The sequence below is a fragment of the Leptospira noumeaensis genome (assembly GCF_004770765.1).
Taxonomy (GTDB): Bacteria; Spirochaetota; Leptospiria; order Leptospirales; family Leptospiraceae; genus Leptospira_A; species Leptospira_A noumeaensis.
The window spans coordinates 138,883-164,309 of sequence record NZ_RQFK01000026.1 but is presented as its reverse complement, the minus strand read 5'-3'; the positions used below and the strand labels follow the sequence as shown (position 1 = coordinate 164,309).

23 protein-coding genes and 1 pseudogene are annotated in these 25,427 nt (G+C 39.5%); 14 read left to right on the top strand and 10 right to left on the bottom strand.

Going from position 1 to position 25,427, the window contains the following annotated elements; all coding sequences use genetic code 11:
* The 4 genes and pseudogenes from EHQ24_RS08885 to EHQ24_RS08870 all read right to left on the bottom strand — a co-directional run.
* A complete protein-coding gene (locus EHQ24_RS08885; RefSeq protein WP_135601314.1) occupies window positions 1-2,073 on the bottom strand; it encodes an adenylate/guanylate cyclase domain-containing protein in 2,073 nt (690 codons plus the stop codon).
* Window positions 2,074-3,636 (bottom strand): FMN-binding glutamate synthase family protein, encoded by a 1,563-nt coding sequence (locus tag EHQ24_RS08880; protein ID WP_135601313.1) that lies wholly within the window; start codon window positions 3,634-3,636, stop codon window positions 2,074-2,076. It lies immediately after the preceding gene.
* Between the two features lie 29 nt (window positions 3,637-3,665).
* Window positions 3,666-4,064, bottom strand: coding sequence for a response regulator (locus EHQ24_RS08875; protein ID WP_135601312.1), 399 nt, complete (start codon window positions 4,062-4,064; stop codon window positions 3,666-3,668).
* Between the two features lie 376 nt (window positions 4,065-4,440).
* Window positions 4,441-5,293 (bottom strand): annotated as a pseudogene (locus tag EHQ24_RS08870) (PAS domain-containing protein); the annotation flags it as partial.
* Between the two features lie 93 nt (window positions 5,294-5,386).
* On the opposite strand from EHQ24_RS08870, the gene EHQ24_RS08865 reads away from it, so the two are divergent.
* Entirely contained in the window at window positions 5,387-5,740 is a 354-nt protein-coding gene (locus EHQ24_RS08865; protein WP_135601311.1) for a single-stranded DNA-binding protein, read from the top strand.
* Window positions 5,741-5,793: 53 nt separating this feature from the next.
* On the opposite strand, the gene EHQ24_RS08860 is transcribed toward EHQ24_RS08865, so the two are convergent.
* Both EHQ24_RS08860 and EHQ24_RS08855 read right to left on the bottom strand, forming a co-directional pair.
* On the bottom strand, window positions 5,794-6,867 hold the full coding sequence (locus EHQ24_RS08860) for a hypothetical protein (RefSeq protein WP_135601310.1): 1,074 nt from the start codon (window positions 6,865-6,867) through the stop codon (window positions 5,794-5,796).
* Between the two features lie 52 nt (window positions 6,868-6,919).
* Window positions 6,920-7,426, bottom strand: a complete 507-nt coding sequence (locus tag EHQ24_RS08855; protein WP_135601309.1) for a DUF3332 family protein — start codon at window positions 7,424-7,426, stop codon at window positions 6,920-6,922.
* 128 nt (window positions 7,427-7,554) lie between these two features.
* Between EHQ24_RS08855 and EHQ24_RS08850 the strand changes: the two genes are divergently transcribed.
* Genes EHQ24_RS08850 through EHQ24_RS08820 form a run of 7 tightly spaced genes read left to right on the top strand, consistent with a single transcriptional unit; the run spans window position 7,555 to window position 13,336 of the window.
* Window positions 7,555-9,015, top strand: coding sequence for an MBOAT family O-acyltransferase (locus EHQ24_RS08850; RefSeq protein ID WP_135601308.1), 1,461 nt, complete (start codon window positions 7,555-7,557; stop codon window positions 9,013-9,015).
* Window positions 9,016-9,062: 47 nt separating this feature from the next.
* Window positions 9,063-9,410, top strand: coding sequence for a PilZ domain-containing protein (locus tag EHQ24_RS08845; protein ID WP_135601307.1), 348 nt, complete (start codon window positions 9,063-9,065; stop codon window positions 9,408-9,410).
* Window positions 9,407-10,099 (top strand): NAD-dependent epimerase/dehydratase family protein, encoded by a 693-nt coding sequence (locus EHQ24_RS08840; protein WP_135601306.1) that lies wholly within the window; start codon window positions 9,407-9,409, stop codon window positions 10,097-10,099. The genes EHQ24_RS08845 and EHQ24_RS08840 overlap by 4 nt, the downstream gene beginning before the upstream one ends.
* Window positions 10,096-10,833, top strand: a complete 738-nt coding sequence (locus EHQ24_RS08835; RefSeq protein ID WP_135601305.1) for a lysophospholipid acyltransferase family protein — start codon at window positions 10,096-10,098, stop codon at window positions 10,831-10,833. Before EHQ24_RS08840 ends, EHQ24_RS08835 begins: the two co-directional genes overlap by 4 nt.
* Before the next feature lie 24 nt (window positions 10,834-10,857).
* Window positions 10,858-12,024 carry a methionine adenosyltransferase gene (gene metK, locus EHQ24_RS08830; protein ID WP_135601304.1) on the top strand — a complete coding sequence of 389 codons (1,167 nt, stop codon included), beginning with the start codon at window positions 10,858-10,860 and terminating at the stop codon, window positions 12,022-12,024.
* A gap of 3 nt (window positions 12,025-12,027) precedes the next feature.
* Complete coding sequence (locus tag EHQ24_RS08825; protein ID WP_135601303.1) at window positions 12,028-12,993, top strand: transketolase family protein; 966 nt, start codon at window positions 12,028-12,030, stop codon at window positions 12,991-12,993.
* A gap of 16 nt (window positions 12,994-13,009) precedes the next feature.
* The gene (locus EHQ24_RS08820) at window positions 13,010-13,336 is read left to right on the top strand and encodes an ATP-dependent Clp protease adaptor ClpS (RefSeq protein ID WP_135602412.1); all 327 of its coding nucleotides are present in this window, start codon (window positions 13,010-13,012) and stop codon (window positions 13,334-13,336) included.
* Between the two features lie 95 nt (window positions 13,337-13,431).
* Here the strand turns inward: EHQ24_RS08820 and EHQ24_RS08815 are convergent, their stop codons facing one another.
* Complete coding sequence (locus tag EHQ24_RS08815) at window positions 13,432-14,310, bottom strand: glycogen-binding domain-containing protein (RefSeq protein ID WP_425270076.1); 879 nt, start codon at window positions 14,308-14,310, stop codon at window positions 13,432-13,434.
* A 155-nt stretch (window positions 14,311-14,465) separates the two neighbouring features.
* Between EHQ24_RS08815 and EHQ24_RS08810 the strand changes: the two genes are divergently transcribed.
* A complete protein-coding gene (locus EHQ24_RS08810) occupies window positions 14,466-18,101 on the top strand; it encodes a hypothetical protein (protein WP_135601302.1) in 3,636 nt (1,211 codons plus the stop codon).
* A gap of 88 nt (window positions 18,102-18,189) precedes the next feature.
* Here EHQ24_RS08810 and EHQ24_RS08805 read toward each other — a convergent pair whose 3' ends face one another.
* A complete protein-coding gene (locus tag EHQ24_RS08805) occupies window positions 18,190-19,002 on the bottom strand; it encodes a WecB/TagA/CpsF family glycosyltransferase (RefSeq protein WP_135601301.1) in 813 nt (270 codons plus the stop codon).
* 126 nt (window positions 19,003-19,128) lie between these two features.
* On the opposite strand from EHQ24_RS08805, the gene EHQ24_RS08800 reads away from it, so the two are divergent.
* Genes EHQ24_RS08800 through mtnC form a run of 3 tightly spaced genes read left to right on the top strand, consistent with a single transcriptional unit; the run spans window position 19,129 to window position 22,253 of the window.
* Window positions 19,129-20,154, top strand: coding sequence for a hypothetical protein (locus tag EHQ24_RS08800; protein ID WP_135601300.1), 1,026 nt, complete (start codon window positions 19,129-19,131; stop codon window positions 20,152-20,154).
* Complete coding sequence (locus EHQ24_RS08795; protein ID WP_135601299.1) at window positions 20,151-21,509, top strand: MFS transporter; 1,359 nt, start codon at window positions 20,151-20,153, stop codon at window positions 21,507-21,509. Before EHQ24_RS08800 ends, EHQ24_RS08795 begins: the two co-directional genes overlap by 4 nt.
* A 15-nt stretch (window positions 21,510-21,524) precedes the next feature.
* Entirely contained in the window at window positions 21,525-22,253 is a 729-nt protein-coding gene (gene mtnC / locus EHQ24_RS08790) for an acireductone synthase (protein ID WP_135601298.1), read from the top strand.
* Here mtnC and EHQ24_RS08785 read toward each other — a convergent pair.
* Window positions 22,250-22,480: a prokaryotic cytochrome C oxidase subunit IV gene (locus tag EHQ24_RS08785; RefSeq protein WP_135601297.1), complete on the bottom strand. Its 231-nt coding sequence runs from the start codon at window positions 22,478-22,480 to the stop codon at window positions 22,250-22,252. The genes mtnC and EHQ24_RS08785 overlap by 4 nt on opposite strands.
* 8 nt (window positions 22,481-22,488) lie before the next feature.
* Window positions 22,489-23,061 carry a cytochrome c oxidase subunit 3 gene (locus EHQ24_RS08780; protein ID WP_135601296.1) on the bottom strand — a complete coding sequence of 191 codons (573 nt, stop codon included), beginning with the start codon at window positions 23,059-23,061 and terminating at the stop codon, window positions 22,489-22,491.
* Window positions 23,062-23,363: 302 nt separating this feature from the next.
* Here EHQ24_RS08780 and EHQ24_RS08775 point away from each other — a divergent pair, with 302 nt between their 5' ends.
* Together EHQ24_RS08775 and EHQ24_RS08770 are read left to right on the top strand one after the other, a co-directional pair.
* The gene (locus tag EHQ24_RS08775; protein WP_135601295.1) at window positions 23,364-24,068 is read left to right on the top strand and encodes a c-type cytochrome; all 705 of its coding nucleotides are present in this window, start codon (window positions 23,364-23,366) and stop codon (window positions 24,066-24,068) included.
* A gap of 9 nt (window positions 24,069-24,077) precedes the next feature.
* Complete coding sequence (locus EHQ24_RS08770; protein ID WP_135601294.1) at window positions 24,078-25,427, top strand: cbb3-type cytochrome c oxidase subunit I; 1,350 nt, start codon at window positions 24,078-24,080, stop codon at window positions 25,425-25,427.

Below are 25,427 nucleotides of genomic sequence, written 5' to 3'. Positions count from 1 at the left end.
TTAACTTCCCAGTTCCATTTTTGGTTTGGTTCGCGCTTCGTGACAACGCTCCAAAAACAATCGTGAAACAGAGTCGTCGGGGTTTGTATCGAGTAGTTTGGAAAATCCTTCAATGGCCTCTTCAAAATCTTCTCGCCGGAAGGCATCCAAGGCGAGAGTATAATCATCTTTTGTAGAAACAAGTCTTGCTGCTTTTTCGGGTTCGTATCCATCCAAAACTTCCACAACAAAAACAGATTCTGTTTTTCCTTTGATGGCCACACGGTCGAGGAGTCGGTAATGGTATCCTAATCCTTCAGATGCTTCGATAAAAGTGTCAGCACTAATCACAATTCGAGAAGAAAAGAGTTTGGTGATTCCTTCGATCCGAGAGGCAAGGTTGACAGCGTCGGAAATAACGGTTCCTTCCATTCGTTTGTGTTCGCCTAAGATTCCTAAGGTGAGGTTTCCTGTGTGAATCCCAATTCCTACTTCGATGGGGATATAACCACAATTGGATCTATGCCCGTTGTAAATCCGAATGGCTTCTTGCATTTCTACGGCTGCTTTGACCGCATCATTGGTATCATAAGGAAATAAAGCCATTACCGCATCCCCAATGAATTTATCGATGAATCCATTGTTGTGTCTGATGATTGGACCCACTCTTTGGAGATAACTATTTAAAAAGTCAAAATTTTCCTTAGGAGTTAATGTTTCTGAAAACTCGGTAAAGGATCTGATATCCGCAAAGAGGATGGTCATTCTCTTTTGGACTTGGTCACCTAGATCCACTTGCCGAATGTCCGCTTTACCCAAATGGAATAGAAATTCTGTGGGAACAAAACGGCTAAAGGAATGGCTGAGTTGTTTTTGTTCGTGGGCAAATTCCAAAGATTTGGTGATGTTTTGGCGAACAATCCGTCCAAAAGTGATGACTTGCAAAAATACAAATACCACTACGCTCGTAGGACCGACGTACATGGTGTGGATGTAAGATTCTGCATGTAGGACATCGTTTGTGGCAGCAACTAAAACTAAGAGCATGCCAGCTAACAAGAGCTTTGATTCCATTCTGCTTTTTTTGTAAGCTCTATACAAATAAACAAAAATATAAACACCGTTACCAACAAAAGCGATCGGATAAATGGATGCCGTTTCCGTAAAATAAACAGGTGGTAATAACAATCCTAAACTTAAAATGAACGAAAGTGTATAAAAGAAGTTCCCCACTTTTTTAGAAAAGTCTTCGGGAAAAAGTGTATAAAAATAATGATAAAGTAGGGGAGCCGACCAGAACCAAGAAATGTATTCCAGTCGTAACAAAAACCAATAAGGAAAATCATAAAATTCTGATATGATTCGCTCTCCGGTGGAAATGGTTCTAAAGAATACTGCCAAAGAAAATAGAAAGATCCCCATGGTATGTTTCCCATCACGATTGTAAAAATACATCACTAGAAAAAATAAACCAACAAAGGCTAAAACCGAGGATAACATGGTTTCGTTTATTTTTCGTTTGGTAAGTCTACTTTCTGCATTTGTATATGTAGATAAAACAATATCGTTCCAAATTCCACCTTTTCTATGTACATAATTGGCAACATAAAGATCGATAGTTAAGTCAGAGGTTTCAGGTAAAACAACCAAAGTTGATTTAACTTGTGGAACAAATTCGTTCGCATTGGGTCCAGGAATTCCCGAACCTCCTAAATACTTTCCGTTTACATAAATGGCGTACGAAGTGTCCTGTTCATGGACTGTGAGGGCCATGGTTTCGGAAAGTTTTTCATTCAGTTTGATTTTGATTCTAAAACTTGCCTGGCCAAATCCACCTAAAGAACCGTAAGGCATTTTGTATCCATTCCAATGGTTAGGAAGATTTAAATAAAAGTCTGAATCTGTTTCTCTGATTTTAGAAGGTGGAGTATTCCAAAAAAATTTCCATTCCCCGTTTAAGGCAATATATGCGTGTTCTGTAAAAGAGTGATTCCTTAGATCCAGATAACCTTTCTCTGCTTCTGCTTTTACATTCCTCTCCTCTGAAAGACAACTGAGTTGGAATAAAATAAGAATCAGAAAGAGTTTTTTCATTTAGGCTTGTCGTTTTGGAAAAACTGTATAATCTTGAAGTTTTGTAAAATTCACTTCATCTCTTTTGTAACCGAGTAACCCCTCTAAGGTTTGGTACCGGTTCATACCCATACTAATTTCGATATCTTGGCCTGTGAATTGGCCCGGGTGTTCGTAACCACAAGAATGGGCCAAACTCAAAAGTTCTTTTCGAAATCCTTGGATGTACTTGGCCGCACGTTTTCCTTTGATGGTTGGATCCACTCCGCGTTGCAACCACCAGTTCTGAGTGGCAACCCCTGCAGGACAATGATCTGTATGGCATTTCTGTGCTTGGATACAACCGATAGACAACATGGCTTCTCTTGCGATATTGATGAGATCACATCCCATGGCGATTGCTACGACGGCTCGGTCAGGAAATCCAAGTTTTCCTGAACCAATCCAAACAATTTGTTCGGACAATCCTTCTTTTTGAAACAGAGTATAAACTCTTTGGAATCCTATTTTAAAAGGTAAGGATACATGGTCTGCATAGGTGAGAGGAGCGGCACCTGTTCCCCCTTCTCCACCATCGATGGTGATGAAGTCTGGGCCTAGAGAAGTTTGTTTCATTTCACGGGCCAGTTCTTCCCAAAATTCAATTTCCCCAACGGCACTTTTGATTCCGACAGGTAATCCGGTTCCAGAAGCGATTCTTTCTATGAATTGAACGAGTTCTTTGACATTGGTAAACTCACTGTGTGAGTTGGGAGAGATACAATCTTTACCTTCTTCTACATGGCGGATGGCAGCAATTTCTGCGTTTACTTTTTTTGCAGGAAGGATTCCACCTTTCCCTGGTTTGGCGCCCTGTGAAAGTTTGATTTCAATCATTTTGATACATGGATTTTTTGCCACTTTCTCTTTTAAAACATCCAAACTAAACTTTCCTGATTTGTCTCTGGCTCCAAAGTATCCAGTGCCAATTTGCCAAACCATATCAGCACCTTCCATATGGTAATGGCTGAGGCCACCTTCACCTGTGTTCTGATAGGCGCCGGAATCCCTCGCACCTCTATTCAGTGCCAACACCGCATTTTTACCAAGAGAACCAAAGGACATTGCAGAGATATTAACGATAGAGTAAGGTCTATAAGGAAATTTACGTTTGGACCCAATGATTTTTAAACAGGGAATACAACTTGGGTCTTGGTTGTGGATGTAAGCCTTGGCTTCTGGATAAGGAAAGGCTTTGTGTTTGATGATAGGATATCCAGGTTCGTATTGGATTTCTGTAGTTCCAAATCCAAAGTTATTGTTTTGGCCTTTGGCTGTGGCGTAAATCCAACTTCTTTCCGTACGATCGAAGGGACGTTCTTCTTTATCGTGGGCCACCCAATATTGTCTGAGTTCGGGCCCAATCATTTCTAAGAAATAACGAAGCCGGCCGACGATCGGGAAGTTTCTCTGAATCGTGTGCGTTTTTTGTGTGATGTCTCGGATAAAAACCAAAACAAGAAACAACAACAGTCCAACGAATGTGGAAGACAAAGGATAGGTTTCAATCCAATTGAGTATCTGATCCATAAGGTGTGCGTCCATTTCTATATACGAAGTAAAATACTGACAAGCTAAGATTGGACGTGCGAAATTGATTCCAAAAGTTTTTCTTTTGTAAAGGGTTTGAATATGTACCCGGAGATGATGGGAATTTTGGCAGCACGGTCTGTGTCGGCGCTGTCGACAGATGAACTGACAAGGAAAACCTCAATGGATTTTGGAAAACTAGGTAAGATTTTTTCAAAGGCATCTAAAAATTGCCAACCGTCCATAAGCGGCATATTGATATCTAAAAAGATTATGTCGGGAAGCCTGTCTTTGTTTTGAAATTCCGCATGAAAAAAATCCAAAGCATTTTCCGCATCAGAGAAAACTAGGATTTCTCCTTTGATTCCTGCATTCGAAATTATTTTTTTCGTCGTGAATTGGTAGATCTGGTCATCGTCGATGACACAAATTTTTGGATTCATCATCGGCTCCCGTTGGAAAAGTACATAACAAAAATGGTTCCTTCCTCTAATTGGGAACGTACCTCTATCCTTTCTCCCGCAGATTCGATTTTACTTTGAACCAAAAATAATCCTAGAGTCCTTTTCTCATCTGACGATGAAAAGTCTCATTATACTTAAAAAATTGCTCTCTTCTTGGTTCGGAAGGATCATCCTGCCAAAGGTAAAAATCAGGAATTCCTAAGTGGGTGCCATCAAGAACCGCCGGAAAGGAGCGATTTTAGATTTTTGACGGCTTTCAGTAAAGGATCTTCCCAATTTTTGGGATCTGAGTCACCATTGGCATTTTGTATTAAATCCAAAATTTGGTTCAAATGGTCCGCCGACCCTTTGAGATTCTCCAGGTTTTCCAGAAGTTGTGTTTCCTTTTTTTTCCTTTCGTCAATGTCTATGACTTGTGCTAAGTAGTGGATGGGGTGGCCTTTATCATCTCTAAGCACAGTTACTGTAATGGATGCCCAAACTTTATTTCCCGATTTATGAATGTATTGTTTTTCAATCGAATAGTTGTCGATGATTCCTTTTTGGACTTCATCTCTGAGTTTTAAATTTTCTTCCAATTCGTCCACAGAACTAATTTCAGAAAAATGTTTTCCAATGATTTCAAAAACTTTATAACCTAAAAAGTTGGCGAAGGCCTCGTTTGTTTCATCGATAAACCCATTTTTGCTAGTTTGTACAAGACCAATGGGTGAATCGTGAAACATTGTTTTGAATCTACGTTCCGCAAGTTCTAAGTTTGCTTCCGTATCTATTTTTTCAGAAATATCGCGAGAAGACGTGTGGATGTATTTTTTTCCTGTTGTGGGATGGATTGTCAAACGATTGTCAGACTGTAACCAAATGTAGTTTCCATCTTTGTGTAAAAAACGGAAAGTTGTGTGGATGTTCGTTTCTCCCCGGAGGATTGGTTGGTGAGACCTTTCGTCGATGAGTCTTTTTTCGTCAGGGTGAAAGTAGTCGTATGGATTTTTACCAATCAGTTCTTCGGACTTGTAACCAATGATTTTTTCTGAGTTGGGACTTACATAAATATAGGTTCCGTCTGGTTCATGGAGACATACTAATTCACGGCTAATTGCCGTTAAGAGGTGAAGTATTTCAGAATCGGGAAGTCCCACAAACGAAATCCTCTTTGGAACTTGTGACTTGTCTATCCGAATTGTCTTTTTTTTCGTTCCTTGTCCCATAAAATTATTCAGAAATTTCCTTTTTTTGAAACCAATTCATATAAATAACAACCGGTCTATTATGACCAAAAAAATTGGTGTAAGGATACTCAAATGAAAAATCTATCGTATGTCATTCTAGACGGAAATTTAACCTCCGACCCAGAAGAAAAAAATATTACGGGAGGGAAGTCTCTCGCCGTTTTTACCGTTGCTGTCAATCATACAGCTGGCAACCAAGAGAGTAAAGACAAGGAAGATGTGTCTTACTTTGAAGTGGAAGCTTGGGAAAAATTAGGAGAAAACTGTGTCGAATACCTAGCCAAAGGTAGTAAGGTTACGGTCATGGGAAACCTAAAACAAAACCGATGGAAAAGTCCAGAAGGCGAAAATAGATCCAAAATCAAAGTGACTGCATCCACCGTTCGGTTTGATAGTGTTCGCAAAAAAGATTCAAAAGCTGCTTAAAGAATTTTTGTAGTTTTTCGGGTGTTGGAAATTTCCACACCCGTTTGGTTCCGTTAGGGGGTTGGAATCGTTCTTTTTTTATGTTTTGAATGAGTTGGCGAATCAAAAATGGAATGGTTATCGTTCTGGTTTGATTTGGAATTTTCTCCTGAATCTTCGACGAGTTTTCTTTCTTCGGTTCGATCCTCTTGTGCGGACTGTTTCCCATTTTTTACCACTGATAAAATTCGGAAATATCTAGGAGAAGAAACCAAATTCCATTCCCTAAAAAAGTATTTGGTAAATCCATGTTTGGGACCCGATATACCATTGTTAGATTCAATTTTGTTTTTGATATTTGTTTTGAAATCTGATTGTTCTTCTCGAGTTAGGTTTGGAAACTGTGCCACTTCCCCGTCCACATAACGGTTTCGTAAAATATCCAATTCCCTACGGTTTCTTCTTGTAACATCTTCAAAAAAATATTGGTTGGGACCGTTACAATTTCCTCCATACGATTCACAATTGGGTTGTAGATGTGGGTTCACATACGTGAGCTCCAAATAAATACTAATGTATTCACCGGGATTGGGAACTTTCCCTTCTTGGATTTCTAAAACTTGGGGAACTGTATCTCTATCGGTATATTGTCTTTCAATGGCTTCGCGTGAGATTTTTGTTTCTGGAGTAGTGCTATTCACTTTGACAGGTTTTTTCGATTCCCCAACAATCACTTTATTTCGCATGACCTCTGTTTTAGTTTCCAAAATTTCATAGGCTTGGAAGTTTACTGGTTGTTTGGCGATAACCTCACCCTTTTGATTGATCACAATGATATGATGTTCCAAAATAGTGCCAGCAATGATTTCTTCTATAATACTAATTCCTGCATCTTCAAAAAATAAATCGAGTTGGATGAAAGGAATTTTGTTTTCCGAATACTCCACACTCACCCCTGGTTCCCTGGCCAAAGTTTTTTTTTCTTCTTTGGTTTCGGAATGGGTGGCTTCCGATTTTGTAATCATACGAATGTGGTTGAGATTGATTTGTTCTGTGTGAGTCGGAAAGGAGGGAGTGAATACCTGTTGCGGAGTTTGGCATCCGAAAGAAAGGACTAACAGGAAGGAAAGAAAATACAAGCGGTTCATAAAGTAAGTATCGGTCAGAGATTGCCCCTAAAATTAGGGGCAATGTTGTGGTTTAGATGTGTTTTGCAGAAAGTGGAGGGAGGATTGGTCCACTCACTTGTAAGATTTCTACATACTTTCCATTCACTAAACGGAATGCTTTTTCTGGTTTGTCTTTTAAGAAATAAACAGCTTCCATTCCTTTTTGTGTAGGAGCTTCCATTTTCAAAACCTTTCCCCATTCAGTATAAGTAAGGGTGATGGTTTGGCCATCTTGGCTGTATTCTTTGACTAGTTTTCCATCAAAGTCATACTCAGCCATTGCAATTGGATTTTTATCAGTCCAGAATTCAATTAGGTTGAAGACAACGATGTCTAAAAAACTTCCGATTCCATAAGCAATGTAAAGTGGAAAAATCATGAGTAAGGAACGAAAGAATCCGGCAACTTTTCCTGTTCCAATTTGGATGTTTCCATTGAAAGAGTAAACGGCTTTCGTAACTCCAAATTTTCCAAAGCAATTTGCGAATAAACCAATGGACAGAAGTCCCACAAGAGCGGTGTTTAATATTTTTTTCATTTTTACCTCTTAGTTCTGAACAAAAAACTAAAGACCAATCCTATGTGATTCTGGAATCATCTGCAAGCCGAAATGATTGACATGGTCATTTTTTCGAAGAATCTGGTCTGAATAGAAGGCATCTCCCATTGATCTTTTCCGATTTTGAATACTTTGTCTTCTTTCTCTTTGTTTTTTTTACGGTTTGGTACGTATTCCCTACCATTTTTTCGAATCAATCTAGGGAAACACGAATCTTACATATCTTCCTACTCATTAGTAGTTATTTCTTTTACATGTCTTGGGATTATCGTTTTGGTGCTCTCATTCTACTTTCCACTGCTATTGATTATTTTGTAGGGATTAAACTAGCTTCTGAATCAAGAGAGAAGGTTCGATACTATCTGTTACTTTTTAGTTTGATTACGAACTTAGTTTTTATTTTAGGTTTTTTTAAGTACTATAACTTTCTTGTTACTTCGATGAATGCAGTCACCAATCCTTTGTTTGGTGTAGATACCTTGCCTGTTCTCAAAATTATTTTACCTGCGGGAATTTCCTTTTTTACCTTTCAGTCTTTGTCTTACACAATCGATGTGTATCGAAATGAAATCCCGGCTGAAAAAGATTTTATTCGTTTTGCTTTGTTCGTGAGTTTTTTTCCTCAACTTGTGGCAGGTCCCATTGTCACTGCCAGAACCTTTATGCCCCAACTCTACACACCAAAAAAACTGGAAGACATTGAGTTTCGAGTGGCGATTCGGTTTTTTATGTTAGGGTATTTTAAAAAAGCAGTACTTTCTGATATGGTTGCTCCAACCATCGACACGATTTACGCCGACCCGTCTGGTCACCACGCCTACGCTTTGTTAATTGCTGCAGCTCTTGGTGGAATCCAGGTATATTTAGATTTTAGTGGGTATTCGGATATGGCCATTGGAAGTGCCATGTTACTTGGTTACAAACTTCCCACAAACTTCAACTTACCATTCCTTGCCACTTCTGTTTCTGGTTTTTGGCGTCGATGGCATATGACCTTAAATTCTTGGTTAAGAGATTATATTTATATTCCTATGGGTGGAAGTCGAGTAACTTCCGTCAGGCGAAAGTTTAATCTTTGGTTTACCATGTTTGTGAGTGGGGTTTGGCACGGAGCCCAGTGGACTTTTGTGTTTTGGGGAAGTCTCAACGGATTTTTTTATGTTTTGGAAGAAGTTTGGAAAGAATGGTTTCCTGACCAAAAAGACCAGGAAAAAACCAAACATTGGTATGCGGTCCCTCTTTGGCTCTTTCAGAATCTTCTAAATAGTTCCATTTTCTTTTTGGGTGCTGTTTTCTTTCGTTCTCTCACTTGGGAAAATGCTTGGATTCACATCCGGGGAATTTTTACATTCCAGGCGGGACAAATCCGGCCTTATATGTGGAAAGACTTCCTTTGGATTCTATTTTTCCTCTATTTAGGCCATATCATCGGTTATTTTATCTTTGAAAAGGGAAAAGGCAAACAAATCCCCGCCAGTTTGGAATTTGCCCTGTACCCCATACTCTTTCTTGTCTTAAATTTAGCTACACCGGAAAATTCCGTTCCGTTCATTTACTTTCAGTTCTAATTTGCTTTTTTCGTTTCCAATATTAGGAATCCTTATACCTTGTTGCTATGGAAAGTGAGCGAAGGCTGCCAAGAATATCCCCCGGTGACTTTTCTGAATTTGAGGTCCAACTAGATTTAGAAGGGATCACATTGTTTGGAAAGTTGGGGAATATTTCAGAAGAAGGCCTTTGTTTTTTGGGTGAGGACGATTTACTCAGCGATGAAATTGAATCCCAGGTTTTGGGAAGTATTGTTTGGGCAAAAGGCACCAAACGGATGTTCTTTGAAGGGACTATCATGTGGACTCAAAACTCAAAAATCAAAAATGTAATTTATTATATCGCAGGAATCCAATTCCAAGAAAAACTCAATCTTACTGATTCTATGCTTGCTCGTAGTTTGGAGATCAAATGAAAATATTACTCCTTGGCGGAACTGGCCTTATCGGGAAACAAGTGTTACTCTCTCTTGTTTTTTATCCCCAAATCAAAAAGGTAATTGTTTGGGCCAGAAGTTCCAAGTCCCCTTCTAATCCCAATGTTCCCATTGAAGTCATACAAGTAAGTTGGGAGGACTTTCAATCTGGAAAGGTTTCCCTTCCCGATGGATTGGACGCTGTGTTTTGTTGTTTAGGCACTACCATTAACAAAGCAGGAAGCCAGGAAAAATTCAAAGAGATTGATTACGAATATCCTCTCCTTGCGGCCAAACAAGCTAAGGAAAAAAATGTTCCTGGATTTTATATCATTACCGCTATGGGATCCGATGCCAATTCTTCTATATTTTATAACCGAGTGAAAGGTGAAATTGAAACGGAACTTCGTAACTTGCAATTTCCCTTCCTTGGAATTTTTAGACCATCACTTCTGATTGGCGAAAGAGACGAAGTGAGAGTGGGGGAAAAAGTAGGGGAGTTTCTTGGGAATCTAATTCCATTTGGATTACTTGGACTCAAAAAATTCAAACCCATTCCTGGTGAGTACGTTGCCAAATCCATGATCCATTCTTTGTTACACGACAAACCAGAAAAAGGATTACCTCCACAAGTGAAAGTATATGAAAACGATATCCTTTGGGAGATCGGTAAGGACCATTCTTTTTGATTCCAGATAACAAACAAAAACCCTATTCCAAAACCAAATACATCATCCTGAGTTGGGTGGTTCACTTCATCGTAAGAGTTTGGTATCTATTCATCAGAAACCAAAAGTTGATGATCCCGGAAGAAAGTGCCAAAGTCATTGAAACTGGTTCTGGATATATCATTGCTGTTTTTCATGAAACAACTCTTTCTCTTTACCGACATGCGACCCAGTATTTGAAACGAAAGAAAAAAGCAGATATGGTCGCTCTTGTTTCACAATCGAAAGATGGAGAAATCATCCACCAAACCTTTGCTCGCTCTAACTTACGTTCTGTGCGAGGTTCTTCCACAAGGGGAGGAACGGGTGCCTTTCGTAATATCCTCAAAGAAATGAAACAAGGGGCAGTTCCTATTTTTACCGTAGATGGTCCAAAAGGGCCTAGGCGAGAAGTAAAACCAGGTGTCATTGTGACGGCCTCTCTCACCGGATTCCCCATCCTATTTTTGCATTCTTGTTATGACCGCGCTTATACTTTCAAAAGTTGGGACAGACATTTTTTCCCTAAATTTGGGGCGCGTCTTTTCATCCAATACGGAGAACCTTTTTTTGTTCCGAAAGGTCTTTCGGAGAGCCAAATGGATGAATACGCCAAAAAATTGGAAATTGCCATGGGGAAAAATGCGGCAAACCTGGAATCCTATGTGCGGGAACGTTTCCCTGACAATTCTATTGACGTACCGCCTAAACTCTAAATTTTAACCAAGTAAGGTAAAAAAATGTCATCTCTCAAAAACTATATCTTCACTTCCGAGTCCGTATCTGAAGGACACCCAGACAAAGTCTGTGACCAAATTTCCGATGCCATTCTCGATGCATATTTAGCCCAAGATCCAAAATCCCGTGTTGCTTGTGAAACTCTGGTAACAACAAACCTAGTTGTGATTGCCGGTGAGATCACAAGTAAAGGAAAAGTGGACACACAAGAAGTGGCCCGCGATGTGATTCGAAAAATTGGTTATAACGATATCAATATGTATTTCGATGCAGATTTTGCTGTGGTTTCTTCCCACGTTCATGCACAATCTCCAGACATTGCCCAAGGGGTAAACGAAGGGGAAGGACTTCACACAGAACAAGGTGCTGGTGACCAAGGTCTTATGTTTGGTTTTGCAATCGCGGAAACTCCAGAACTAATGCCTGCACCTCTTTACTACTCTCACAAACTTTTGGAAAACCTATCTGACCTTCGACACACAGGAAAAATCGATTGGTTGCGTCCTGATGCAAAATCGCAAGTTACCATCCAATACGAAGATGGAAAACCAAAAAGAGTCGATACTGTTGTAATTTCTACGCAACACAAACCAGGTGTGACTCATAAACAAATCGAAGAAGCAGTCATCGAAGAATGTATCAAAAAAATCATTCCAAAAGAACTTCTTACAAACACTCGTTATTTTATTAACCCTACTGGTAAATTTGAAATTGGTGGGCCACACGGTGATACAGGTCTTACAGGACGTAAAATCATCGTAGATACTTACGGTGGAATGGGTCGTCACGGTGGTGGAGCTTTCTCTGGAAAAGATCCATCTAAAGTAGACCGTTCAGCAGCATATATCGGCCGTTATATTGCAAAAAACGTAGTGGCTGCTGGTCTTGCTCACAAATGTGAAGTACAACTTGCTTATGCCATCGGTGTTGCGGAACCAGTTTCTGTTCTAGTCGATACATTTGGAACAGGAACCATTTCTGATGAAGAAATCGCAAAACGAGTTCTTGCAAATTTCAAGCTCACTCCAAAAGGAATTGTGGATGGCCTTGATCTTCTTGGAAAAGGAAGAAAATATCAAGAAACTGCGGCTTACGGTCACTTTGGTAGAACAGGTAACACATTTACTTGGGAAAAAACTGATAAAGCTGAAGCTTTAAAAAAAGGATAAATCATGGGAGCACCTAGCCAATCCACAGCAGACAAAAAAGCAACGAGAGATGCCTACGGCGAAGCCTTAGTTGAGTTAGGTGCATCTAGACAAGATGTCGTAGTTTTAGATGCGGATCTTTCCGGTTCCACTAAAACTGCGGATTTTAAAAAAAAATATCCTGAACGTTTTTTTAACGTTGGTGTCGCTGAACAAAACTTAGTTGGTCATGCGGCAGGCCTTGCTCTTTCTGGGTTTGTGCCTTTTGCTTCCAGTTTTGCTATGTTTTTATCTGGCAGAGCTTGGGAAGTGGTTCGTAATAGTGTGGTTTACCCAAAAGTAAACGTAAAACTAGTTGCTTCTCATGGTGGAATCACTGTGGGTGAAGACGGTGCTTCTCACCAATGTATTGAAGATTTTGCTATCATGCGAGTCATTCCAGAAATGACTGTGATTTGTCCTTCTGATTTTAACGAAACCAAACAAGTCATCCATGCCATTGCAGATTACAAAGGTCCTGTGTATGTAAGGGTTGGTCGTCCAGCAATTCCTGTCATCGAAAGAGAAAACTACAAGTTCCAAATTGGAAAAGCAGAAGTCATCTCGGAAGGAAAGGACGTTTGTATCATTGCCAATGGTGTGATGGTAAACGAAGCGATGATTGCTGTTGGCCTTTTGAAAGAAAAAGGAATTAACGCAAGCCTTCTCAATATGGCAACCATCAAACCTTTGGACAAAGACGCCATCATCGCCAAAGCAAAAGAATGTGGTGCGATTGTAACTTGTGAAGAACACAATGTGATCGGTGGCCTCGGTTCTGCAGTTTCTGAACTCCTTTCGGAAGAGTATCCTGTTCCTATTTTAAAAGTGGGGATGAAAGATACCTTCGGTAAATCAGGAACTTGGAGTGGTTTACTCGACTACTTTGGTCTTCGTGCTAAAGACGTTGTTTCACACGTAGAACTCGCAATTTCCAAAAAGAAAAAGTAAGGTTTTGGTTTCGGTTATGACCGGTGCCGGAGCTTCCCAACCTTCCATCTTAGAAGAAACTGAAATTAGGCCACGCCTAAACGATGGGCCTTGGAAGGTTGTTCTTTGGGATGATGACTTTCATACCTATGAATACGTCATCGAGATGTTAATGGATGTATGTCAAATGCCTTGGGAAAAGGCTTTCCAACATGCGGTCGAAGTGGACACCAGAAAAAAAACCATAGTCTTCACTGGTGAATTAGAACATGCGGAGTTTGTCCACGAACGAATTTTGAACTATGGCCCGGATCCAAGAATGGGTTCTTCAAAAGGTTCCATGACAGCAACTCTAGAGAAGTAAGTCAAAACCCAAAACCTGTATTTCCTAAATCGAAAGGATCATCCTCGATCCATGAATTCAATCATACAAACTTCGATTGGATTCAATCAAACAATCTACATCTTACGTTCTAAGGCATAATTTCTTTCTGGAACGAGTAGAGAAGATACCGATTCATTGGTGTCTACTTTGATATTGGTGGTTGGATTGTAAGTATCCAACATATATTCCCCATCAACAATGAATTGGTAATGGTATTCACCAGGTAACAATTTTTTTTCAAGCGTGAACACACCCTTTCTATCTTTTTTAAGGAAATCGTGTTCTGGGTTCCAATCGTTAAAACTTCCCACCACACGAACCACTTCTGCGTTTGGAAGGTAAATTTGAAATTTAACTGTTCGTAAGTCGCGTTCTTCGTTTGCCGAATCTTCGAGAACCATAGTTTTTGTTTGGCGGTCAGTGTCGGTATTTTCTAAAATGAATCGAGAATAGTAAGACCCTGATCCATCTTCCAACTTATCAAAATTTTCGGGATCGTAAGTAAGAAGTCCATTCACTCGGAATTTGTATTCGTAAACGGGATCTTCTTCATAGTTATCTGTGATTTGAGTGGGTTCAATTACCGTATAATAAATTCCGTATTGGTTCCGTTTCATTTCGGAACATTCCCAGTGATTAAAACTTCCACAGATTTCTACGGCTTCCTCGCGGAGGCCATTGTAAGTAAATAAAATCCCTCTGTGGATGAGTTTGCCTGTTGATACGTAAGACTCTACATCTAGATAACGGATGTAACGTGGAGCGATATTTTTTTTGAGACTTTCCAATTGCCAGAGGTAATAAACCGTATCCTGGTTTTCCGTTTCATCGGACATCTCCAGTTCTTTTGAGGAAAAACTTCCAATCCAATCCATCCCGTCGTCGGCAAAGATTCCAATTCCAACAAAAAACAGTAAAAATAGGGCGATTCGGATGGATTTGAATTTCATCATAGTCGTTGGTCGTGCAGAGTCCTTCTAGATAATTTTCGGCAGAAATGAAAAAAGAGAGTGAAAGGTTTTTTTACGAGCGAACCATCTGACATAATAAAAAAAATATTCTGTCATTTTGAGAAGGGGCCGATAATTCATTAGGAATAGACCCTTAAATGGCTGAGCCGATAGACAAATTGAGTCCGGAAGAAATCACACAAATCGAGACGATGTTTTCGGCTCTCAATAAAAATCCGCTCTCATCGGAAGACTTAAATCCGATGGCGAAGGTTTTACGTGAGAAACTGGGATATACAAATCCCATCGCACCTGAAGAACCAGAATCCAATTCCGACGAAAATTCAGGCTCTGCCTTCGATGATTTTGATAATGAAGGGGCAGGTGATTCCGGCGCTGGAGACCCATTTACTGGTCTCGACGAGGACGATGATTTTGGTGCTCCCAAACTTCCTAACCGTGAGGCGGAGGAAGATGATGGAATTGATTTAGATGAACTACTTGGTGATGAAGGTCCTAAACCCACACCAGCCGCAGACGATTTTGACTTTGATACACCGCCCACTCCTGCAGACGATGCAGATCCTTTTGCTACCGATTCTCCTGCCACAGAAGAAGCCGATCCATTTGCGGATATGGGTTCTAGTCCTGCCGCTACTGAAAGTTTCGGTGATGATCCTTTTGGCAATTTAGATGCGATTGATGAAGCTCCCTTAGAAGACAAACCGGCACCAGTCATTGGCGATGATCCTTTTGCAAATTTAGGTGGGGATGACACTCCACCAACTACCGACGAAGACCTGTTTGCTGGTTTTGATTCTGGTTCGGAAGAAACCACACCTTCCGGAGATGATTTTGATTTTGGCGGAGGAACAGACACTACCACTGCCGGCGATGATCCATTTGCGGATATGGGTTCCACTCCCGCTGCTACTGAAAGTTTTGGGGATGACCCTTTTGCTAATTTAGGTGGAGATAACACTCCTTCCTCTGATACAGATTCCGCCGATGATCCGTTTGGTGATATGTCATCTCCAAGTTCTGGCGGTGATTCTTCTTTTGGTGACGATCCATTTGCGGATATGGGTTCGACCCCTGCTGCTACTGAAAGTTTTGGGGATGATCCGTTTGGTGGTATGGACAGTCCGTCCACTCCTTCTCGTGACAACGAACCTGCTGACATGGGTGGTGGGTTTGATGATCCATTCGGAGACTTGGGTGTGGGAATGGAACCACCGAGTCTGGATGATGACTTAGGAGCTCCTTCATTTGACGATTTGGTACCATCGATTGATGATATGCCTGTTTCCACGATGGATGACTTTGGTTCTGATGGGCCAGGGGGATTTGAGGAAGACCTCATGTCTCTTGGTAAGGAAGAAGAACCAGAAGAATCTCTCGAAGCTAACTTAACCGATGAAGAGTTAGCAGTCATTCAAGCAGAATTACTTCGTTACCCACCAAAACTAAGACGAACCATCATTGATACGATTGTGAACCAAAGGATTCCGGTTCGTAATCAAAAAGAAATCATTGAACTCATTAAGGCCCAACAAAAACCAGAAGACATTGCAAGTTACCTAAGTGGTCTTCTGGGAGAACGAGTCGAACTCAGTGATTCTACTGGTAAGTTTGCTGCTGATGGAGTTCCCATCATTGCAAGCCGAGATGCATATACCAAAGAAGGTGCTGCCCGCAAACGAGAGTTAGTTCGTAGAACCATTTTGTCTTCTGCGGCTGCTGTATTCCTAGTTTTTGGAATTGTAACTCTTTGGAAGTATGTAATTGTTCCTTATCGTGCAAAAGCACAGTATGCTCTCGGACTTGAAAAAATCGAAGAGTTTAGTTATGAAACGGATGCATTGGAGAAGAAAAAACTCCTCGCGGACGCAGAAAATTATTTTATCAAAGGGGAAGAGATTTTTCCTCATAACTTAGAATTTTTGAATAAATACTGTATTGCTTATACCAAAGCCGGTCAGTATGAAAGAGCTTTTGAAAAATGTTTTGGGAAAGTGGAACCAGATTTTGGTTATGAACCAGAAGACAAGGAACACAAACGCGCTTGGGAAAACAGAAAAGAAGTACCAAATATTAGTTTTGCGAAAAAAACAGAATGGAATGATGCAGGTGTAGAAACGGCTGGACGTAGACCACTATCGGAACTTGCTTTTTACTTAACTTCACAAGATAAAGTCCCAAGAAAGGTTTTAAAAGCGGGTGCCTACATTGCTTCTCGCCTCAAATACAATGTCCATGATATTGATACTTACATTGCCCTTGGAACTTTCCACTCCTTCCATAGAAAGGATTTTATCGAAGTACCACCAGGAAGTAATCGCAAGAAATATAAAAATGACCATCTCGCCATTGAATACTTCAAACGAGTGTTTACCGATGGGGGAGATCCTGATAACGTAGACGCCATTGCAGGAATCGCAAAGATTTTTTATAACAAACAAGAGTTTGGAACAGCTGTTAAATACTATAACGATATCATTGAAAAGTATCCAAAAAATGCAATTGGGCATGGTGGGATTTTATCAACCTACATCGAAATGTGGAAACGAGATAAAAATCCACAGTATGTACTCAATCACCACAGACAGGTTCGAAATGCTCTCAATATAGAAGATGAATTATCTCTATTTGTATTGGCGAAACTTGCATCCTTTTATATCGATTTGGATTCCGAAGAAGTCAGAATCAAATACAATATCAATCCAGAAGACCAAGTCACTGGGATGGAAATTGATGATAATGTGGAATACCTCCTAAACATTGCTTATGGAAAAGAGGGTGGTTCCAAATTTGCGGAAGGATATTACCAAAGAGCAAGGTTCTATTTCAAAAAAGAGGAAGCGGCACGCGCCCTCAAACAATTGGAGTTGGCATCCACTTATGATATTCGCCACTACTTAGCAGTATTGCTAATGGCTGAGTATTATATTCAAACGGAAAATTATGATGAAGCAGTGAAGTTACTGCGAGAAGCCGATGATCGTTACCAAAACTATCGTGACCGCCTCGGAGAAAGAGATGAGGATGAAACCTTACTCGAAGGAAGCCCCGGAAGGATTTCGTTTAACTTAGGTAAAATCCAATTTTTAGAAGCTGCTGGCATAAATGTAACAGACAATATACGGGAATTCCCTGGTAAAAAAATCTATCCAGAACGTAGTATTGGCACTTTATCTTATGAAGAAAAAGAAAGAAGAAACGGACTTTTTATGGCTCGTGAGTCTTTTCTTGCGGCCCTGGATCGTGATATCTCCAAAGATCCAAAGATTTTGAGAGAATGTTATTATTATTTGGGTTGGATTGATTACAATCATGGAGACTTTGCACAAAGTTTAGATTTTTGGGCAGAACTTCCAGAAGAAGATATTTATAATAATGCTACCTTACTTTTTGGAAAAGGAAATGCGTTCTATTATACAAGACAATACAATGCAGCTCTTGGTAACTATCTGAAGTTAAAGGATGATTTTGAACTCAAAGAACAAAGTTTGGGTCGAGTCGATACAGAAAACTCTGACCATAGGGAAGTTTATGAAACCCTCACTGCTCTTTATAACAATATTGGGGCAGTGTATGAGAAAAAACAAGATACCATCAATGCCCTCAAATACTATTGGAAAGCAATGGAAACGGCAAGAAAGATTGGATCTGTGAGTGAAATTGCAAATTCCAATAAAGATTTGGTGTTTGCTCGTGCCAAACTTGACCGCGAACCATTGTTAGAGGATTGGTTGGCGCCTACACTTGACCGTTTGGATCAAATTAAAAAATAGATTCTAAAAAATTAGGAAGAAGTTGGTGAATGGAGGATAGATACATTCTATCCTCCGAGATTGGTTTGTTCTTGATTTGTATTTTGAATTAATGTTTGCGGAATCGTTCGCGGATCCCAAGTAATAAGAAGTAAACAGTTTCCCACATCCTTTGGATTCGGTAGGGTCTTGCGATGATCCTCCAAAGCCAGATGAGTCCTCTTTCCTTAAACCACTCTGGTGCTTTTTTATCAGCACCAGATAACATATCTAAGGCGCCTCCCACCCCAATCACAACCGCTTTACCAAAGTATCCAGTGTTATTTTCGATCCAAATTTCTTGGTTTGGAAAGTCCATAGCAAGGAAAATGATATCCGGGCCAGTTTTACGAATGGCTTCTTTGACTCGCATTTCTCTCTGTCTATCGAGATGGCCTGCATGCCTTCCTACAATTCGAACTTTGGGAAAATGTCTTGTGAGGTTGAAATAAATGCGTTCCACAATTTCATCTTTGGCTCCAAAGATGAATGCTGTGAATTCTTTGAGTTCTGCCAAACGAATGAGATCCATCATGACAGCAATCGGAGTGACTCGTTCTTTGAGTCTTCCAGAAGTCATCCAACCAATCCCTGCACCTTCCACCAATATAGTTCCTGCTTTTTCTGCAATGCGGTGGAGTGATTTTTTGGGACGCATCCTCATGAGTTTGATGGGATCTAAAAATAAAACATGGTGCATGCCTTCTTTTTTCTCAAGCACGCGAAAGAGTTTGGCTATGGCTTCGTCAGTAGTGACATTATCGATGGGAATTCCCAAAACGTTCAGAGTTTCCAGCTTGGAAACATCGATATTTTGGTATTCTAGTAGTATATCCCTCTCATCTTTTGAGGAATTGTGAACGATTTCGCTCAGTTGCTTCATGTAGCCGGGCTTTCCTTTCCTATCTAAAACATTATGTCCAGTACCCTCTATTGTCGCCTCTAAATTTTTAAAAACTTTCGTTTTTTCACTTGGATTGGAATCGAAAGAACGAGAAAAAGTATCAGAATGTTTCGAAGCCATCTATTTTCAATATTGATCCTCATTTTTCTCTCAAGCAGCAGTTATGCGGAAAAACTTTCCATTTATGGAACCATTCAAAATGGTACAACGGGTGGATTGGGTAAGGCAGATTCCATTCGAATGTTAGCTTTACAAGGAGCAATGGTTCCTTTGGCAGACATTGGCCCACAATCTGGAAAATTTCGTTTTCCTGAAACGGAATTGCCGGAAGGAGCACCCATTCTTTTACAAATCCAATACCAAGGTGTGAATTATAATAAAATGATTCCACCAACTTCTAAGTTTCGTACATCTCCTCAGGATGTTACCGTGTATGACACAGGTGCGGATCGCAAACAAGTGGCGATTAAAAGTTTAATGCAAGTTATGCGAGAGAAAAAAGGACTTCGTGTTTTCAAATTGTTTTTGATTGATAACTCAAGCAAACCTCCAAAATCATTTGATTCTAAATTATCACCTTTAGAATATTCTGTAGCAGCAGAAGCCACAGAAATTTTGGCCCAAATCCAACAACCTGGAAGTAAGATGGCAATTCCTCTGGGGATCCCAGAAGGAAAAAATGGAGGAAGGATATTGGATCGTGCCATCCTTCCTGGTGTTTCGGAAATGCAAATTTCCTATTTCATTCCGAATCAGTTTGATAAATTCACCGAACGAATGTTAATTGAATCAGAGAATGGAAAATTTCCTATCTTTGTAAAACCACAAGATATGGAAATTAAAACGGGTGAAGGGACACCTGTCACCAAACTGGATAAAGACGTTCCTCCTGGTCTTAGCGCTTATGTTCTAAGTTCGTTGGATTTTGGGACTCCTGTTGAGTTTACATTTTCTGGTGGAAAACCACTCCCAACCATCTCGAACAATTCAAATCCAGAAATTTGGAATGGATCCATTCTTACCAGTTGGGATTTATCTCTTTTTGCTGTAGTAGGGTTTCTTGGATTTTTATTTACGCTCTCATTTATTTTTGTCTATCGAAAACAAATAGAAAGGAAAAACAATCCATGAACCAAAAACAAACAAAACGAGATACATCCTATTTGAGATTCATTGGCCTTGGCGAACTCGCAGACCATGGGTCTAGAGGAATTTTGGCATTTTGGGTAATTCTTGCCCTCACATTCTTTTTGTTTGGTGATCAAAACTTAATTGCACCGAATATGAAAAATATTGCCGCTTCTCTCGGAATTACAAGTCAGGCAGAGATTGATTGGAAATTTGGTGCCGAAGTACCAACTTTATTTTTTATTTTGGGTGCTTTGGTTTCTTTGTCGATGGGGTATCTTTCACAAGCATTTTCGCGCAAACGTTTGTTAATTGCTGCTGTTTTACTTGGTGAAATTCCTTGTTTTTTATCTGGTTTTGCTACTTCCTATAATGAGTTTTTGATTTTGCGTACACTTTGTGGATTTGGACTAGGGGGAATATTTCCTTTGATTTATAGTCTGATAGGTGATTATTTTTCAAGTCATTCAAGGGCAATCGCCACTGGTTATGTTTCGCTTATGATTGGCCTTGGTGTGGGTGTTGGTCAGTTACTGGGAGGAATTTTAGGTGGGGCTGATCCCATTAATGGATGGAGGGCTTCATTCATTTATATGTCAGCACCTTCTTTTCTTTTTGCTTTCATTTATTTAGTGTTTTGTGAAGAACCAAAACGTGGTGGTTCCGAAGAAGTCGACGCAGCAAACACTCTTTCGCACAAAATTACATTCAAAGACTTTAAAATACTTTTTGAAAATAAAACCAACATAGGTGTATTTTTACAAGGCATTCCTGGTTGTATCCCATGGGGTGTGTTTTTTGTTTTTTTAGCAGATTATTATGAAAACACTTATCTGTTTTCAAAAGAAGTCGCTGCTGGTATGATCACTTTTGCTGCCATAGGTATTTTTATTGGATCATTTTTTGGAGGAGTGCTTGGTCAGTTACTTTATAATATAAAAAAACAATACCAACCTTTACTCTGCATCTTCTCCATTATATTTGGAATTTTCCCAGCAGTATATTTGTTATATGCATTTAACATTGTTGGAAATATGGCATTATTTATTGGACTAAACGTAATCACTGGTATACTCATCTCCATCACGGGGCCGAATGTAGGCGCGGTGCTTATCAATGTGAACTCTCCAAAATCAAGAAGTGCTATCTTTTCTCTTTATAACCTGACAGACAATTTGGGAAAAGGTCTTGGGCCTGCAATGTCTGCTGTAATTTTAGGTTTAACAACCGATCGCGCTTTGGCACTATCCTTATCGATTTTGTTTTGGATCCCTTGTGCATTGGCTTGGTTTCTCATTCTTTTTAACTACGAAAAAGATGAAGAAACAATGCGAAATCGTTTGTTAACAGAAGGATAAAATTACTACAGTAATATGATCAAACATAACTTACTCGATATCGAAGGGACAACGGCACCGATTGCCTTTGTCCATCAAATCCTTTTTCCCTATGCTAAAAAACATATTGTTACTTTCCTAAAAGACTATCAGTTTACGGAGGTTAAATGGGAAGAAATTCGATTGGAATTTGAAAAGGATATCGTTTTAAGAGAAGAAAAGTTTGTATCTCGTTTTTCTAAAACTGAATCCAATCTAAAATCAGAACTTTTGTCTTTTTCTCCTGAGATTGTTCCATCTTATTTTGAATACTTAATTGAGAAGGATCGTAAATTTGGCCCTTTAAAAGAAGTCCAAGGAAAAATCTGGAAACAAGGTTATGAATCGGGTGAAATCAAGAGCACTGTCTATCCAGATGTTCCTGGGTTTTTAAAAAAAGCACAGGAAGATGGGATACAGAATCATGTGTATTCTTCTGGTTCTGTTGAAGCCCAAATTTTGATTTACCAGTATTCAGAGTTAGGTGATTTGAGAAATTATTTTGTTTCTTATTATGATACCGCCGTTGGTGGGAAAAGAGAAAAACAAAGTTATGAGAACATTATCAAAGAATTAAAATCTTCTCCCAATCAAATTCGTTTTTTTACTGATATAGTAGAGGAAGCTGAGGCAGCAAGTTCGGCGGGAATGGATGTAGTCATTTTAAACCGACCAGGCAATATCCCGCAAAAACCACACTCCTTTCCCGTTTGGGATCATTTTTAAGTTAGAATCCAGATACTAAAAGAATAGATTCCAATGAGTATCGGAAAGGTGACTTTCCAAAATAGATGAGCCTCTTTCAGATTCATAAATACAAAACAAATGAATAGAAATTTAGCCGCACTCATGAGGATCAAATTCCAATTTCCGGGAATTGAGGTTCCCATTCCAAAAAAGGAATAATATACTATGAATAATAAAATGATATAAGTGGTTACGATGCTTTTCATTTTACCTCCTATTGAATCAAATACAGCGCGGGATATAAAAGAAGCCAGATTAAATCGCACATATGCCAAAATATGGCTCCAGCCTCTAAGTTTTCGAATGATATTGTTTTACGACTCCTATATATGATAAAAAGAATGAGCACTCCTACAACTACATGTAAGTAATGAAATCCTGTGAGTAACCAATAATAACTAAAAAAAATATTACCATCCAAATCGAAACCTAAGTTCCATTTCTCTCGAAACTCATAAAATTTAAGAAAAAGGAAAGCAAATCCAAATGCAATAGAAGCAGATAGAAGAATTGTAAAATAGTTTAATTTCTGTTTGGTTTTATAAAACACAGCAAGGGCAATACAAAATCCACTGCTGAGTAGAAAGATTGTATTCCAAAACGCAAAAGTTTTTGTTAGTTTCGATTGCATCATCAAAAATCCAGTTGGATCCTTGGATTTATCATACAAAAGGGAACCGATTCCCAAACAGAAAGTCAGCACTTCGACAAGTACAATCATCCAAATGAGGATTCCTCCAGGTGGATACCATAAGGATTGATTAGGGAAATCTTTTTCATCGGACATCGAATACTCCTTCTTTCCTATATATTTTAAATAAATAGAATATTAAATTAAAATGATTTTATATTCAAAATAATTGTTTTCTGTAAACGGATCCCGTATCAAAAAAATAGAACAATTCGTACGGTCTCTCAATGCGAACAGGGTTCTGTTATGGATTATAATGATTCTAACATTCAATTAACGTTCGTTCTGTTTTGTTTAGCTTATTGTAATGTAAAAATATGAAATCGTACTTGATTTGAATCAATGTAAGAATTAAAATCTGCACCTACAATTCATGCAATGAAAATTAGGAGGTAAGGATGCTATCTAAATCGCAAGCAAGGGCGTTCTTTTTGGGGGGCACCTTTTTGTTCAGTGCAATCTTTGTGTTTCTCACAGTGGATACCGTGCGACAAAATGATACCCGAACCAATGTGCAGAATATGACAGAAGATGTTCTGAAAGGAAAAGAAATTTGGGAAAAAAACAATTGTATGGGATGCCATACATTGTTAGGTGAAGGTGCTTATTATGCCCCAGATCTTACTAAGGTTGTCGAAAGACGTGGTGCCACATGGATCGATGTATTTTTAGATGATCCACAGGCAATGTTTCCTGGAGAAAGGAAGATGGTGAAGTATAACTTCACAAAGGAAGAGAAAGTGCAAGTCATTGCGTTTCTTGACTGGGTAGGTAAAATTAATGCCAACGGATGGCCTCCTAAACCAAATATCCCCATTGATTCCATTGCAACTCCGCAAATCCCACAGGTTAAATCAAATGCCGTTGTTTTGTCTCAACCGGAAAAATTTTCCCAACTTTGTATCGCCTGTCATGCCGTAGGTGGTAAGGGTGGAAATGTTGGGCCTGCACTTGATCATGTAGGTTCTAAGTTCGATTCTGATTATCTCAATCGTTGGTTATCAGATCCACAAGCCATCAAACCGGGAACAAATATGCCAAAGTTGCCGTTAACTGATCCAGAAAGAAAAGACATCGTAACTTACCTTTCTGCGTTGAAATAAGGAGAAACAATGAGATTCCAATCACAAAAGGTCGCATATTGGTTCTTTGCAACTTGTATGTTACTCTTGTCTTTACAAATCGTATATGGTTTCATAATGGGGTTTGCTCGTATTGGATTAGATGGACTACATGATTTCATTCCATTTAATACCGCTCGTGCCACACATACAAATTTACTCGTCGTATGGTTGTTAACCGGGTTTATGGGAGCTGCCTATTACATCATTCCCGAAGAATCAGACAGAGAGTTGTATAGTGTTAAACTAGCTTACATTCAACTTTTATCTTGGGTTGTTGTTGGGGTGATTGCCATTATTGGTTTTCATTTTAATTGGTGGGAAGGCCGTAAGTTCTTAGAAATCCCAAGACCACTCGATTATTTGGTTGTTGTGAATGTATTAACATTTTTGTTTAACATCGCTATGACAATCTGGCAGGCTAAAAAAAGAAGTACAACACAACTTGTGTTATTCTTTGGATTGTTATGTGCGGCTTTACTTTATCTACCAGGTATGATCTACTTTGACAACCAAACACTTGACTCTTACTTTAGATGGTGGGTGGTTCATCTTTGGGTTGAGGGAGTATGGGAACTCATTATGGGTGGTATCCTTGCCTTTTTACTCATCAAACTTACAGGAGTGGATAGAGAGGTCATTGAAAAATGGTTATACGTAGTTGTGGGTTTAACCTTCCTTTCTGGAATTTTGGGTACGGGTCACCACTACTATTGGATCGGAACTCCTAAGTATTGGCTTATGATCGGTGGAATTTTTTCTGCTTTAGAACCACTGGCTTTTCTTGGGATGGCCATCTGGGCACTCAATATGTATCGCAAAAAAGGTAAAAACCATCCTAACAAAATTGCTCTTTATTGGACTTTGGGAAGTGCGATGATGTCCTTCATTGGAGCTGGATTTTTAGGTTTTGCGCATACTTGGCCTTCTGTCAACCAATGGACTCATGGAACACTCATCACTGCGATGCACGGGCACCTTGCCTTCTGGGGAGCCTACGCTATGTTAGTGTTAGCTGTGATTTCTTATGCTATGCCAAATCTAACTGGAAGAAAACTATTTACTGGAATGTCTGGTTATTTGGCATTTTGGGCTTCCAATATTGGAATGTTAGGAATGACAGGGGCACTTGCTGTTGCCGGAATCACACAAGTGTATCTGGAGCGTAAATTGGGGATGGACTTCCTCGTGGTTCAAAAAGAAATTATATTCCATTTCATTGGAATGTTACTTGCGGCTACTCTCTTTACTGTTGGTATCGCTTATTTCATTGTGGATTTCATTCGACACGGTCTTCCTTCCAATGAAGCTGTCGGAAAAAATCTTGGTGACCTCGATTAA

What these genes read in the sequence shown, in the direction of transcription:
- EHQ24_RS08865 (WP_135601311.1), top strand. Translation starts at nt 5,387, where the DNA reads ATGAAAAATCTATCGTATGTCATTCTAGACGGAAATTTAACCTCCGAC.
- EHQ24_RS08815 (WP_425270076.1), bottom strand. Translation starts at nt 14,310, where the DNA reads ATGATGAAATTCAAATCCATCCGAATCGCCCTATTTTTACTGTTTTTT.
- EHQ24_RS08805 (WP_135601301.1), bottom strand. Translation starts at nt 19,002, where the DNA reads ATGAAGCAACTGAGCGAAATCGTTCACAATTCCTCAAAAGATGAGAGG.
- metK (WP_135601304.1), top strand. Translation starts at nt 10,858, where the DNA reads ATGTCATCTCTCAAAAACTATATCTTCACTTCCGAGTCCGTATCTGAA.
- EHQ24_RS08780 (WP_135601296.1), bottom strand. Translation starts at nt 23,061, where the DNA reads ATGTCCGATGAAAAAGATTTCCCTAATCAATCCTTATGGTATCCACCT.
- EHQ24_RS08810 (WP_135601302.1), top strand. Translation starts at nt 14,466, where the DNA reads ATGGCTGAGCCGATAGACAAATTGAGTCCGGAAGAAATCACACAAATC.
- EHQ24_RS08840 (WP_135601306.1), top strand. Translation starts at nt 9,407, where the DNA reads ATGAAAATATTACTCCTTGGCGGAACTGGCCTTATCGGGAAACAAGTG.
- EHQ24_RS08885 (WP_135601314.1), bottom strand. Translation starts at nt 2,073, where the DNA reads ATGAAAAAACTCTTTCTGATTCTTATTTTATTCCAACTCAGTTGTCTT.
- mtnC (WP_135601298.1), top strand. Translation starts at nt 21,525, where the DNA reads ATGATCAAACATAACTTACTCGATATCGAAGGGACAACGGCACCGATT.
- EHQ24_RS08860 (WP_135601310.1), bottom strand. Translation starts at nt 6,867, where the DNA reads ATGAACCGCTTGTATTTTCTTTCCTTCCTGTTAGTCCTTTCTTTCGGA.
- EHQ24_RS08855 (WP_135601309.1), bottom strand. Translation starts at nt 7,426, where the DNA reads ATGAAAAAAATATTAAACACCGCTCTTGTGGGACTTCTGTCCATTGGT.
- EHQ24_RS08795 (WP_135601299.1), top strand. Translation starts at nt 20,151, where the DNA reads ATGAACCAAAAACAAACAAAACGAGATACATCCTATTTGAGATTCATT.
- EHQ24_RS08825 (WP_135601303.1), top strand. Translation starts at nt 12,028, where the DNA reads ATGGGAGCACCTAGCCAATCCACAGCAGACAAAAAAGCAACGAGAGAT.
- EHQ24_RS08785 (WP_135601297.1), bottom strand. Translation starts at nt 22,480, where the DNA reads ATGAAAAGCATCGTAACCACTTATATCATTTTATTATTCATAGTATAT.
- EHQ24_RS08770 (WP_135601294.1), top strand. Translation starts at nt 24,078, where the DNA reads ATGAGATTCCAATCACAAAAGGTCGCATATTGGTTCTTTGCAACTTGT.
- EHQ24_RS08800 (WP_135601300.1), top strand. Translation starts at nt 19,129, where the DNA reads ATGTTTCGAAGCCATCTATTTTCAATATTGATCCTCATTTTTCTCTCA.
- EHQ24_RS08875 (WP_135601312.1), bottom strand. Translation starts at nt 4,064, where the DNA reads ATGAATCCAAAAATTTGTGTCATCGACGATGACCAGATCTACCAATTC.
- EHQ24_RS08775 (WP_135601295.1), top strand. Translation starts at nt 23,364, where the DNA reads ATGCTATCTAAATCGCAAGCAAGGGCGTTCTTTTTGGGGGGCACCTTT.
- EHQ24_RS08820 (WP_135602412.1), top strand. Translation starts at nt 13,010, where the DNA reads ATGACCGGTGCCGGAGCTTCCCAACCTTCCATCTTAGAAGAAACTGAA.
- EHQ24_RS08880 (WP_135601313.1), bottom strand. Translation starts at nt 3,636, where the DNA reads ATGGACGCACACCTTATGGATCAGATACTCAATTGGATTGAAACCTAT.
- EHQ24_RS08845 (WP_135601307.1), top strand. Translation starts at nt 9,063, where the DNA reads ATGGAAAGTGAGCGAAGGCTGCCAAGAATATCCCCCGGTGACTTTTCT.